Annotated in this window: 8 protein-coding genes; all 8 read right to left on the bottom strand. The window is 68.7% G+C overall.

What is annotated here, in order from left to right; all coding sequences use genetic code 11:
• Positions 1-75: 75 nt before the first annotated feature.
• The 8 genes from KHO27_RS23640 to KHO27_RS23605 are packed head-to-tail and all read right to left on the bottom strand — an operon-like array spanning position 76 to position 12,933.
• Entirely contained in the window at positions 76-1,842 is a 1,767-nt protein-coding gene (locus KHO27_RS23640; protein WP_214500866.1) for a formylglycine-generating enzyme family protein, read from the bottom strand.
• On the bottom strand, positions 1,835-3,037 hold the full coding sequence (locus tag KHO27_RS23635) for an FtsX-like permease family protein (RefSeq protein ID WP_110700246.1): 1,203 nt from the start codon (positions 3,035-3,037) through the stop codon (positions 1,835-1,837). The genes KHO27_RS23640 and KHO27_RS23635 overlap by 8 nt, the downstream gene beginning before the upstream one ends.
• Positions 3,037-3,741: an ABC transporter ATP-binding protein gene (locus tag KHO27_RS23630; RefSeq protein ID WP_214500865.1), complete on the bottom strand. Its 705-nt coding sequence runs from the start codon at positions 3,739-3,741 to the stop codon at positions 3,037-3,039. The genes KHO27_RS23635 and KHO27_RS23630 overlap by 1 nt, the downstream gene beginning before the upstream one ends.
• Positions 3,741-6,737 (bottom strand): serine/threonine-protein kinase, encoded by a 2,997-nt coding sequence (locus KHO27_RS23625; RefSeq protein WP_214500864.1) that lies wholly within the window; start codon positions 6,735-6,737, stop codon positions 3,741-3,743. The genes KHO27_RS23630 and KHO27_RS23625 overlap by 1 nt, the downstream gene beginning before the upstream one ends.
• A gap of 7 nt (positions 6,738-6,744) precedes the next feature.
• On the bottom strand, positions 6,745-7,464 hold the full coding sequence (locus KHO27_RS23620; RefSeq protein WP_110700240.1) for a PP2C family protein-serine/threonine phosphatase: 720 nt from the start codon (positions 7,462-7,464) through the stop codon (positions 6,745-6,747).
• Positions 7,461-8,117, bottom strand: coding sequence for a type VI secretion system-associated protein TagF (gene tagF / locus KHO27_RS23615; RefSeq protein ID WP_214500863.1), 657 nt, complete (start codon positions 8,115-8,117; stop codon positions 7,461-7,463). The genes KHO27_RS23620 and tagF overlap by 4 nt, the downstream gene beginning before the upstream one ends.
• A complete protein-coding gene (gene tssM / locus KHO27_RS23610; protein ID WP_214500862.1) occupies positions 8,114-11,620 on the bottom strand; it encodes a type VI secretion system membrane subunit TssM in 3,507 nt (1,168 codons plus the stop codon). The genes tagF and tssM overlap by 4 nt, the downstream gene beginning before the upstream one ends.
• Positions 11,617-12,933, bottom strand: coding sequence for a DotU family type VI secretion system protein (locus KHO27_RS23605; RefSeq protein ID WP_038707182.1), 1,317 nt, complete (start codon positions 12,931-12,933; stop codon positions 11,617-11,619). The genes tssM and KHO27_RS23605 overlap by 4 nt, the downstream gene beginning before the upstream one ends.

Here is a 12,933-nt window from a genome sequence, read left to right as displayed (position 1 = left end):
CTGGTTTCTCTTCTTGGGTTTCTGGGTGACCGGGGGCTTCGTGCCACCCGGGAGTCCTTTCTATGGGAACTGTCCTTAGGGTCGCGGGGCGGCCGATGCCAGCAGCTCCTTGAGGATCGTCGCCGGATCGGCCCGCCGGTTCTGGCGGTACTCCCCGACGTGGCGGACGAACAGGGTGGCGCGGGTGACCAGGCTGTTGCCCAGCACCGGCTTGCGATTGAGCTCTTCCTTGACCCGCTGGAACTGCGCCTGGATCACCGCGTCGGTGTAGCGCGTGCCACTGGCCAGGTTGTCGATGTAGATCGCCACGGCGCCGTCGAGGGCGGCGCGGCCATTGGCGATGGCGGCGCCGTACATGCGCGCGCTGGTCTGGTCGCCGGCAGCCTCGGCCTTGGCCTGGGTGTTCTGCAGGTTGGTCAGGCGGATGTTGTAGTTGTTGACGGTCTCGGCCACCAGGGCGGCGGACTGGATCAGGTTGCCGGCCGCTTCCTCGCGCTGGCGGGCGATCAACGACACGTTGCGCTTGAGCTCTTCGTTGACCAGCCCCAGCTCGGCCTGCTGGCGCGGGTCGGTGGCGGCGGCGATGATGCTGTCCAGGCGCTTGGTCGGGTCCTGGGCGGCGTCGATGTCGTCGGTCAGGCCGGCCAGGCGCCCCTCCTTCTGCCACTGCTCGAACAGTTCCTGGTAGCGCGAGCGCGGCGCCGACAAGGCGCCGATGGCCACGCGGAAACCGGTGGTCTCGTTGCGTTGCTCGGTACCGTCGGCGCCGAACAGCGGATACTCGCGGCGCATGCCGGTGAACAAGGTGCCCTCGCCTTCGAGGTAGTTGCCGCCCTTGACCACGAAGCCGCCGTAGGCACCCTGCAGGCGCCCGGCGTTGACCAGCTGGAACGACTCCTGGACCATCTCGGCGGCGTTGCCGATCACGTCGAACAAGCCCAGCGGGTTAGGCTGTTTGCTGCCGATCGGCATCAGCCGCGCCGCCTGCCCGGTGCCACCGGCGACCTGGTTGAATACCGCGAAGTCAGCCAGCGGCCCCTCGCTGTCGGCGCCTTCGACCTTGCGCGGGAACAACCGCCCTTCCAGCTCCTGGCGGCTGACCGCCGAACCGCCACGGGCGGCAAACTCCCATTCCACCTCGGTGGGCAGGCGCACGAAGCCCACGCCACCCTCCTCGGCCTTGCTGCCTCGGCCGCTGACCGGCAGCAGGTCGCGGTGGTGCTTCATCAGCCAGGCGCTGTAGACGGCGGCGAAGCGTTCGGCCTCGAAGCGCGACAGTTTTACCTTGGGCAGGCGCCCCGCCGCGTCGTTGTTCGCCTCGCAGGCCGGTGCCGCGTCGCCGCCGGCCAGCGACGGCGCCTGGGCCATCACCTGGGCGTATTGGCGGGCGGTCACTTCGTACTTGCCGATGAAGTACATCATCGGCGTGAGCGGGCTGCCTTTCTCGACCTTGGGCAGGCTCGGGCCGACGGCCTTCTGCCACTGTGGCGCCAGGTCCTGCAGGCTGAACTGGCCGTTGATGAAGTCGCGCCGGTAACCGGAGATGAACGACTGCTTGTAGCCGGCCTCGCCTTCGCTGAACGGGTAGCCGAGGTTGACCTCGCGGTCGTCGAGGCTGCCCTGGGCCAGCACATAGACACTGCGCAGCACCAGCTCACCGCCACAGGGCAGCGGCAGGCTGACATCGCCCGGCAACGGTTTGGGGTTGTCGAACTTGCTTTCAGTCCCCGGCTGCGCCTGGGCAACTGGCTTGGCCTTGTCGTCGCCATCGGCCGGGGAACAGGCGCCCAGGCTCAAAGCGGTCAGGAGCAGGGCGGCAGCCCCGAGGCGGCGATCAGACATCACGTATTCCTTGGCAAGCCTCGATGCGCGCCACCCGCCAGCCGCCCAGGGCGGCGGCGGCGGTGCTGGCCAGCAGCACGGCACACAACGCAACGAGGTAGTGCATGGGCAGCAGGTGGCTGGCGAACTCGCCGGGCACCTGCATGAAAAGTCGGTTCAGGCCGTGTTCGGCGAGCAGGTACAACAGACCTGCCACGGCGGCGGCCAGCAGCCCGCTGTAGAGTGCCTGGAGCACCACGAACAACAGCAGCGCAGCAGTGCCGAAGCCCAGCAGACGCAGCACTGCCAGCTCACGCTGCTTGCGCTCGACCGCCGCCACTGCGCCTGCGGCGATGGCCGCTACGGCGCCGGCCACAGCCAGGCTGGCGATGATCCAGAACACCAGGTCAAGATTGCGGCTGAGCGATTGCACCTGGGCGATCTGCGCGGCCTGGGTCGAGACCAGCAGCTTGCGTTCGGCGAAAAACTGGCGCAGCGGCTCGACATCGCTCAGTTCGCGGGCATACAGGCGGAAGGCCGGGTACACCCGCTGTGCCCCGCTGCCTTGCGCCTCCCCCTGCCAGCCCAGCGCAGCCACGGCGCGGCCATCGCGGTAATCCTCGACGGCTTCGAGCAGTTGCAGCGAGGCAAACAGGCCATCGCGCTCGAACGCTGCCAAGGGCAGCACGCTGCTGACCTGCAGGCTTGTGCGTCGCCATTGCATCTGCCCGGCCTGCTGGCGACTGAAGCTGGCCTGCAGTTCGTCCCCGGCCTTGGCACCGAGTTTTTCCGCAGCGGTAAAGCTCAGCACCACCTGTTGCAGACCGTCCGGGGGAGCGACCTGCGCCAGCAAGGGATCGCCCTCGGCAGTGGGCAGCATCTCGACCGTCAGGCCACGTCCATGAGCCGGCAGCAACAGCTCGGCGGTGGCAGCGATCTGCCGGGTCCGCGGGATGGCGAAGGCCACTCGTGGGTGCTGGGCCAGTTCCGCGATGAATTCGGCACGCAAGCGCCCACCGCCCAGCGGGATGATCTCGCGCACACCAGGATCGCGCTGCAGGCGCTCGGTCAGGCTGCCGACCAGGCCGAACTTGAGGCCGAACAGCACCAGCAGCGGCGCGATCACCGCCACCAGCGCGAGCACGGCGCACGCCGACAGCCGCGCATCGTTGCGGTAGTCCTGCCAGGCCAGCCCGGCGATCAGCAGCGGGCGCATCAGGCCGCCCGCTCCAGGCACGCCGTGACGCCGCCATCGGCTTCGCGCCGGCAGGCCATGCGCAGCACTGTCAACCCGGCGTGGCGGGCCAGGGCCTCGTCGTGGGTGGCGACCACACAGGTCACCTGCCGCGCTTCGGCCTCGCACAGCAACAGCTGCATCACCCGCTCGGCGTTGACCGGGTCGAGCGAGGCAGTCGGTTCATCAGCCAGAAGCAGCGTCGGGGCATGGGCCAGGGCACGGGCACAGCTGACCCGCTGGCGCTGGCCGAGAGACAGGGTGGCGGGTTTCTTGCCCAGCTGGTCGTGTACATCCAGCGCTTCGGCCAGGCGCTCGACACTGCCGTCATCGCCGAGCCCCAGCAACTGGCGCGGCAGAGAGATATTGCCGCGCACATCGAGAAAACCCAGCAGCCCACCCGCCTGCAGCACGTAGCCGAGGTGGTGGCTGCGCCAGTTGGCCAAACGGTCGAGCTGCCGGCCGCGCCACAGCCCGGCGACATCCTCGCCGCCGAGGACGAAGCCCTCTGCCGCATCCGGCGCCAGCACCAGCGCCAGAAGGTCGAGCAAGGTGCTCTTGCCGCAGCCGCTGGGGCCGACCAGCGCCACCCGCTCGCCCACGGCCAGGTGCAGCCGGTCGATCTGCAGGCTGTAGCGCTGGGCACCCTGCCCGCGTGTCTTGCGCACTCCGTCCAGGCGGATCATCACGGCAGCGTCGACAGCGGGACACGGTACAGGGCGTCGCCTGGTTCGGCCTTGCCGAAGCGCACCCAGTTGGCCATGTCGTTGTGGAAGGTCTCGTACAGGCGGATCTTCGAGTCCAGTTCGTCGATGAAGTCTTCCTGCTCGGCCACCGACAGCGACAGCCACAGGTCCTGGGTCATGCTCAGGGACTTGCTGCGGTACGGCAGGCCGTCGAGGTATTCGCCGAGCACACCGCCCTGGGCCAGGTTGGCGCCCTTGCGCAACGCGCCGGGGTCGCGGCTCATGTAGGCACTGGCGCTGGCGATCTCGTTGAAGAAGTCGCCTGGCGAGCTGCGGGTCTTGCGCGCGGCATCGACGATCAGCTTGAGCGACTGCTGCAAGTCGTTGAGCTGCAGCTTGGTCAGCATCACGCACACCTGCAGGGTCGGCAGCATCGGGTTGGTCAGGTCGCGGTCGGCGGTCCAGGCGCTGACCAGTTGCGGCGCCTGGCTGGCGCCGTGGCGGCCAAGGAAGTCCATGTGCATGGCGTAGCCGATGGCCTGCGACTTGGCCGCCAGGCTCGAGGCCGAGGTCAGCAGCGGCACGGGTTGCGGTTGCTGGTTGCGCACCTGGTGCACCAGGTCGGCAAAGGTCGAGCCGATCTCGCGCACGCGGTCGCCGAAGGCACCGACTTCACCGCCCGGCACGCTGACGTAGAGGTCGCCGATCTGCGGGTTGCTGTCGGCGGTGAGCACACGGTACTGGGTCTCGGCCGCGCCGTGGTTCTTGAGCCCGGCGGGGGTGCGCAGGTGCAGGGCGTAGATCTTGATCTGCTTGCTCAGGGCGGCCTGGCGCACTTCGGCTTCGTTCATCTGGGTGCTGCTGAACGGGTCGTTCTTGCGCAGCGCGCCGGCATCGCTGACCAGCAGGATCAGGCGCCCGCCGTAGCCGGACCAGTCCATGCCCTCGACCGCCTGCATCACGCCGGCGAAGGCGTCCTCGTTGAACGAGTGGCTGGAGACGCTGGTGGCCTTGACCTGCGAGGCGGCCTTGAGGAAACGCGCCGGATCGCGGCCCTGCTCGAGGCTGACCAGGGTTTTGCTCAGGTACTCCAGGCCCGGGGTACGCTTGACACTGTTGCGAAAGCCGACCAAGCCGAAGCTGACGCTGTCCAGCTCGCCACGGGCCGCCAGTTGCTGCTGCAGCTCGCTGACCACCTGGCGCACCCGATCGATGTACGGCTGCATGGACACCGAAGTGTCCACCACCAGGACGATGCCGGTACGGAAGCTGTTGTCGCCGACCGCCGCGACGCCGGCCGCCTTGGGCGCGCTGTCGCGGGCGCTGGCACCGGGGTCGATGGAGGCGATGTTGAGCAATTGCACCGGCTGGCCGCCGGCGTCGAAGCTTTCGCGGTAGTCGAAGATCGGCATCAGGTAGAACTGGTTCTGCGGCACGGCGCTGGCCGCCGGTTCCAGGGCCATGACCTGGGGCACCTGGTCGGGGTTGTTCTGCGCCTTGAGCAGGCTGTCGCGGGCTTGGGCGGTGTCGTCGAGCAGATGCTGCACATCGTCCACCTGGCGCATGAACATCACCGGCGAGCGCCCCGAGCGTTCGGTGAACTTGAGCACCAGGCTCTGTTTCCAGTCACTGGTCTGCGCCGCCGGCAGCCAACCCTCGCGCTGGCCGTCGCTGGCGGCACCGACCTGGACCCAGGCCTGGCCGCCGACGTCCTTGCGCTGGTAGACATAGAGCACGGAGAAAGCTGGCAGTGCCTCGCCCGCGGCATCGCCAGGCTGAGCCACCAGCTGGGCGTTGGGCTTGGTCAGCACACGCTGGAACAGGGTCTTCTTGCCGGGCATCAGCAGTGGACGGCCGTCGTCCGAGGCGGCCACCGGCGTGACTTTGGGTTCGGTGGGGGCCACGCTGTCGGCGGGCGCCTGCACCACCGGCGTTTCAGGCGCGGGCGCGTCACTGCCGCCGAGCAACCAGAAGAACGCGCCCCCCAGACCCAGCGCCGCCGCGATCGCCACCGCCAGCACGGCCTTGGCCGGCTTGTTCGAGGCAGGCTTCACAGCGGGCGCTGGCTTGGGTTCGGACCGCCGGGCAGGCTCGGCCACAGGGCGGGCCTGCGGAATGTCGATGGACACCGGTTGCGGGGTGGCTGGTGGCGGGATCGGCAGCGGACGGACCAGGGTGCTGTCGTTTTCCTCGACCGGCGCCTGGACCGTCAAGCGATCCAGCGCGGCCAGCAACGCCGCCGCGTCGGCGAAGCGCTCGCTGGGATCCTTGGCCAGCAGACCGCGCAGGATGTCCTGGTAGCGGCCATGTTCGATGGGCAGTTCCGGCAGCGGCTCGGTCAGGTGCGCCAGCGCCGTGGACAGCGCATCGGTGCCGTTGTACGGCAGCTTGCCGACGAGGATTTCGTACAGCACCACACCCAGTGCATACAGGTCGGCGCGCCCGTCGATGTCCATGCCGCGCGCCTGTTCCGGGCTCATGTAGCTCGGCGTGCCGACGGCGAAACCGGCCTGGGTGAACTGGGTGCGGTCATCCAGCGACTTGGCGATGCCGAAGTCCGATAGCACCGCGGTGCCATCGGCGCGGAACAGGATGTTGGCGGGCTTGACGTCGCGGTGCACCAGGCCCTGGGCGTGGGCATAACCCAACGCCTGGGCGATCTGGCGCACGTAGACGAGGCCCTGCTCGGGCGTCAGCCCCTCGGCTATCCGCTCCTTCAGCGTGCCGCTGGGCAGGTACTCCATGGCCATGTAGTACAACTCGCCGACATTGCCGATGTCATGGATGGTGGCGATGTTCGGGTGCGCCAGCCGCGCCAGGGTGCGACCCTCGCGCAGGAAGCGCTCGCAGAAGGTCGGGTCGGCGGCCAGGCTCGCCGCCATGATCTTCAGCGCCACCTTGCGCTCCAGGGAGCGCTGGGTGGCGAGGTACACGCTGGCCATGGCGCCTTGGCCAAGCTCGCTGTCGATGTCGAATCCGGGAATCTGCATGTCCATGGTGTCTTCAGCTGGCCTTCACGACGACGGCGGTGATGTTGTCGGGGGCGCCGCGGGTCAGCCCCAGGTGTACGAGGCTGCGCACCACCTCATAAGGATCGGCATGGCCGAGCACCTCGGCGATCTCGTGGTCGTCGGCGGTCTTGTTCAGGCCGTCGCTGCACAGCAGGTAGGTGTCGCCGGGCTGCACCTGCAAGGCGACGGCCTGCAGCTCGAGGTGGTCCTCGACGCCGATGGCGCGGGTGACGATGTTGCCGCGAGGATGCACACGGGCTTCGGCTTCGTTGAGCAGGCCACTGTCCTGCAGCTCCTGGACGTAGCTGTGGTCGTGGCTCAGGCGCTCGATACGGCCGTCGCGCAGGCGGTACAGGCGGCTGTCGCCGGCCCACAGGCCGATGGCCTGGTCGCCTCGGGCGGCCAGCACCACCACGGTACTGCCCATCATCGCCACGCCCCGGCGCGCGGTTTCCTCGCGCACGATGCCATTGACCCAGGCGAGGCCGTCGCGCACTTCGCCGGCAAAATCGTCCAGTGAATCGAGCATCGGCAGGCTGCGCAGGCTATCGACCGCCAGGCTGCTGACATAATCGCCGGCCGCATGGCCGCCCATGCCGTCGGCCACCGCCCACAGGCCTGCCCAGGTCAATTCCAGGCAGGCGTCCTCGTTGATCTTGCGCACCATGCCGACATGGCTGTAGCTGGCCGCTGTGTACTGCATGCCGGTCATCCGATCCGCGCCTCGCTACCCAATAGAAAACCGGCGAAATCCTCGCTGCGCGGCAAGCCCGCGCAGCGCATCAACCCCGGGGCGATCCGTTCGGAACCCCTGCCCCACCAAAGGCTCATGCCTTCGCAGGCGCATTCGGCCAAGGCCAGTGCGCGCCCCTGCGGCGTGGTCGCATCCAACCGCTGCAGCCCGCCCACCGTCGCACGCGGCTCTTGCACAAGTGGCCTCGCGCCGCGAAATGGCTGCAAGGCAGCCTCGAAATCCTCAAAGGCAGCACCTGGCTCAAGCGTCGCCAGCAAGGTCTCCTCGACCACCTCGAACCATTCCTCGGCCCCGGCCACCACAGGCGCCAGCGGCTCCCCCGGCTCCAGCACCTGGGCCACGGTCAGCGGGAAGTACCGCCCCACCCGGTCGATGCTCGGCATCATCACCCCGACCACCGCCTCGGGCCCGCAAAGCCCCGGCGCCAGGGCGAAACGCCACAAGGGGCTCACCAGATAGGCTTCGAGCCAGTGCTCGCCCAGGGCCTGCTGGCTCGCCTGGATCCCCGCCGCCAGCCACTGGTCCCAGGGCTGGATGAAACCGTGCGGCAGGCCGCGGCTGACAAAGTCGCCGCGGCAGGCCAGCTTTCCGTAGAAACCCACGTCGTTCACAGATGCTCCGGCAGGCTGAAACCGCTGAGCACTCGGCTGCGGAACGGGTTGAAGGCGCTGCTGGCACGCAGCTCGTAGGACACGCTGGCGCCGTCGACGCGCAGGCGCAGGTTGAAGCGCTCCGGCGAGCCGCCGGCCACCAGGTCGGACTGGTCAAGCAGGCGGAACCAGGCCCACGGCCCTTCCACGGTCAGCCCCGAACGGCCGGAGGCCGACGGTGGCGAGATCGACAGGCGCACCACGCCGATGCTGTTGGGGTTCGGCCACTGCAACGCCACCGGCCGGCTCGGGCCGTGGTCGTAGCTCACCTGCTGGCCGTCGAGGTCGAGCAGGAACTGGGTGATGGTCGCGTCCATCGCCACCGGCTTGAGCTCGAAGCGCACCCCCGGCTGCACGCCGTTGCTGTTGCGGAAGAAGGCGTCGCGGATGCTCGCCGCGCGCTGGAAGGTGTACAGCACGTTGCTGTTGATTCCCAGCTTCTGCGCCGCGCCGGGCTGCCAGCTCCAGGGCGTGCTCGACGTGTTGACGTAGGGTTGCAGGTACTTGCGGAAGTAGTTGTCCATGACCCCGCCGACGCCGAAGAACAGGCCGAAGTCTTCCAGGGTCGCATCCCGCGAACTGCCGGCCACCAACGGATAGCGACCGCTGAGGGACTGGCGATAGATGTTCACCACCTCGCTGGTCCAGGCGGCGTTGAGCTGGTTGCGCACCCCGCCCATGACCAGGTTGTGCGTCGAGCCGAGCACCGAGCTCACCAGGTTCTGCACCACCTTCGGCTGACGCGCGGCCCCCAGGGCAACCCGCTGCGCCGCGGCCTGGGCCTGGTTCTTGGCCTCGCCCAGCAGCGCGTCGCCGCTGGCGCCGACCATGGCGCTGACCTGCACGTACAGGGCGTTGAGGTCGGTAAGCAGGCCATCGATGGCCGCAGGCTGGCCTTCGCCGGTTTCCACCAGGCCGGCCAGCTCGGCGAAGTGCGCGGTGACCGGGTCCACCTCGCGGGCAGCCGGGTTGTCACTGGGCAACGGGGCATCGCCGAGCAGGCCGCCCAGGCGTTGTCGCAACTGATCGACGCCGGCCTGCTCGGCCTTGGCCTGGACCTTGTCGAGGGTGGTCGGCTGAGCCAGGTTGGTCTCCTTGGCGACCGCCTGCAGCAGCTTCTTCATCGGCGATGTCGGCCCGGACAGTACCCGCAGCACATCGGCGGCCTGGCCGACACTGGTGATCGGCACGAAGTCCAGGTCGGCCAGCAAGGCATCCCAATGGCGGATGTAGTCCTGGTAGTACAGCTGCAGCACATCGTCGGCCAGGCGCTTGGCATCGGCCGACTCGCTGGCCTCGCGGCCCAGCACCCAGCGCTCCTCGGCCAGGGTCTCGCTGTGGGCCAGGCTGGCGGCGAGGAAGGCCTTGCGGTAACCCTCGACGGTGAAGATACCCGGCAGCGGCTCGCTCAATGGCTTGCCGTCCTTGAAGCGGAACACCAGCGCGGCGTCACGCCCGGCGGCATCGCTGACCCGGAAATCGCTGACCCCGGCGGGCAGCTTCTGGCGCTTGACCCGGTCGTAGACCCGTTGGGCCACCGGCAGTTGCTGCAGCTGGCGACGGGTGTCGTCGATCAGGCGCTGGTCCAGGCGGGCGTTCGGCGGACGCTTGTCGAACAGCGCCGCCAGGTGCTGCTCCAGGACCTGGCGCAGGTCCGGCGCCAGGTCGCGCGGCAGGCTGCGCTCCCAGTCCAGGGTGACCCAGGCCTTGATGAACTCGGCATCGTAGTGTTCGCCGTCGGCCAGCATCAGGTAGGCCTTGAGCCCCTCGTAGAGGTAGTCGGACGGACCACCGCCGTACAGCTGCTCCTCGATGCGGGTGACCAGGCGCGGGGCGAAGATGGCGATCAGCAGCTTGCGGTAGACGCTGTCCGACTCGCCTTCGAGCATGTCGCCCTGGTACAACCCCAGGCCCTCGGCCCAGCCGGGCGGATCTTCGGCCAGGCGGCGCACGCCATTGAGCAGCGGCAGCACCTCGACCAGATTGCGCTGCGCCGGGCTCAGCTCCTGCACGCTCTTGCCCAGTGGTTTGAGGCGGCTGTCGACCTCGGCGATGTATTGCTGGTTGGCGCGGTAGCTCAGGGTCCACAGGGTACCGACCACCAGCACCAGGGCCACGCTCAGGGCCAGGGCGCCACGGGCGATCCACTTGCGCCGCTGCTCGACCTTCGGGTTGCTGCCGACCAGGCCGCGCTCGGCGAAGGCCACGGCGCTGAACAGCTTCTCGATGAAGTAGCTGCGCCCGGTGCCGTTCTGTCGCGCCAGGTGGGCACGGTCCAGGCCCATGCTCTGGGCCATGCTGCCGATCAGGCGGTCGATGGGGCTGCCTTCCTGGGTACCGCTGGTGAAGTACACACCGCGCAGCAGGGCGCGCTCTTCGAAGGCGTTGGGTTTGAAGATGCCGTCGAGGAAGGTTTTCAGGTTGCCGCGCAAGGCGGCGAACTGCTGGACGAAGCCGTAGACCAGGTCGCGCCGCGCCGGATCGCGCTCCTGCTGCAGGCGCTCGACCAGGCGTTGGTTCAGGCGCTGCTCCAGCAAGGCGAATTCATTGCCGAACTGCGCCAGCGGTCCGTCGCCCTGCTGGCCATCGTCGAGCGGGAAGGTCATGCCCCACACCTGGGCGCGCTCCTCCTTGCTAAGGGTGTCGAAGAACTCCATGAACCCCGGCACCAGGTCGAGCTTGGTCAGCATCAGGTAGATCGGGAAGCGCACGCCCAGCTGGCTGTACAGTTCCTGGATGCGGGTACGGATCGCCGCCGCATGGGCGGCGCGCTCGGCGTCGCTGCCCAGCAGCAGGTCGGACAGGCTGATGGCGATGAACGCGCCGTCGATGGGGCGGCGTGAGCGTTGGCTCTTGAGCAGGTCGAGGAAGCCCAGCCAGGCCGCCTTGTCCACCTGGGCATGGCTGTCCTGGGTGGTGTAGCGGCCGGCGGTGTCCAGCAGCACGGCCTGGTCGGTGAACCACCAGTCGCAGTTGCGCGTCCCGCCAACACCACGGATGGCGCCTTCGCCCAGCTGCGCCGCCAGCGGGAAGTGCAGGCCGGAATTGACCAACGCAGTGGTCTTGCCCGAGCCGGGCGGGCCGATGATCACGTACCACGGCAGTTCATACAGGTTGCGTCGCTCGTCGCCGCCCAGGCGTGCCCTCTTCAGCAGCACCAGGGCTTCGTCCATGCGCTGGCGCAGGGTCGCCAGTTCTTCGGCGGTGGCCACGCTGGCGGGGTCCGGCGCGGTCTCCGCAGCCAGGCTCTGCATGACCTTGGCCGCCTGACGGCGGGCCTGGACGATGCGCCACACGCGGTAGGCGATCCACACCGTGAACAACAGGCCGATCAGCACCAGGCGCGGAGCGGCCGGCACCAGCATGTCCAGCAACGGGCCGAGGAACCAGATGATCAGGCTCAGGGCCAGCAGGCCCAGCAGCGGAATCACCCAGCGAATGACAAAACTGAAAAACGCCTTCACTCGACGCCCTCCGCCAGAACGGTGATTTCAACCCGGCGATTCTTCGCCCGGCCTTGCGCGCTGTCGTTCGACGCCAGCGGTTCGGTGTCGCTCAGGCCCTGCGCGGTAAAGCGCTCGGGCTGGCCGGTGCGGGCGGCGAGGAGGTTCTTCACCTCTTCGGCGCGGGCCTGGGACAACGCCCAGTTGGACGGGAAGCGCAGCGTGGCGATGCGCTGGTTGTCGCTGTGGCCGGTGACTTTCACGTTGCCTTTCACTTTCGCCACGGCTTCGGCGATGCGCAGCATCAACGGCTCGAAGTCGCCCTTGATGCTGGCGCTGGCCGAGGCGAACAGTTCGTCGCCACGGATGGTCACCACCGAACGGTCCACCGCGTCCTGCACGGCGACCCGCCCGGCCTTGATGTCTTCGGCAAGGAAACCGGCCAGGCGCGGACGCTCCACGGGCTTGGGCTGCACCACCGGACGATCCATGGCCTGCACCGGGATCTCGCCCAGGGCATGAATGCCGCGGAACACCGGCTCGGCGTCGGCCGCCAGCTTCAGGCGCAGGCCGAACAGCACCAGCAGCAACAACGCCAGGGCCACTGCCAGGCCGACCCAGGGCGGCACGAACTGCGCCAGGCGATCGCGGGCCACGGTGACACCGCGCCAGTGCGGTGACAGCTCGCGCTCGAACTCGCCACGGGCGCTGCGGATAGTCGCGGCGGTGCGCTCGCGCAAGGCTTCGAGCTGGGCGCGGCCACCGTTCATCACCCGGTAACGGCCTTCGAAGCCGAGGCTGGTGCACAGGTACAGCAACTCCAGCAGATGCAGGCGTTCACGCGGGCTCTGCAGGCAATGCTCCATCAGCTGGAACACCTTCTCGCCGCCCCAGGCCTCGTTGTGCACGGTGATCAGCAGGCTCTGCTTGCCCCAGTCACTGGCGCTGCCCCAGGGCGTGCTCAGTACCGCCTCGTCGAGCGCGGTGCACAAGGCATAGCGCGCCAGCAGCACCTCGTTGCGCGGCACCCCGGCGGCCTCGGCGCGCTCTTCGAACTGGCGCAGGTAGGCCAGCAGTTGCGCACGCAGGCTGGCCGGGGCCGGATGGGCGATGGTGTTGCGCAGGCGCGTGAGCAGCGCCAGCAATGGACCGGCCGCTTGCTCCAGCGGGTTCAGGCCCGCCGCCTGCCCAGGCGCCAGTGGTTCGGCCGGCACGTTCAGGGGTGGCGGCGGCGCAGCTTGCGCAGGCCCCGGCGCGGCCGGTTGCGGGCCACGGCCACCGGGGCGCGGCATGAACTGGGTGCGGTCGTTGGCGAGCGGATCGTCCGATTGCAT

This window comes from Pseudomonas sp. RC3H12, assembly GCF_018596375.1.
Classification (GTDB): domain Bacteria; phylum Pseudomonadota; class Gammaproteobacteria; order Pseudomonadales; family Pseudomonadaceae; genus Aquipseudomonas.
Note: the sequence above shows the minus strand (reverse complement) of the source record. Positions and strands in the feature narration are given on the sequence as shown.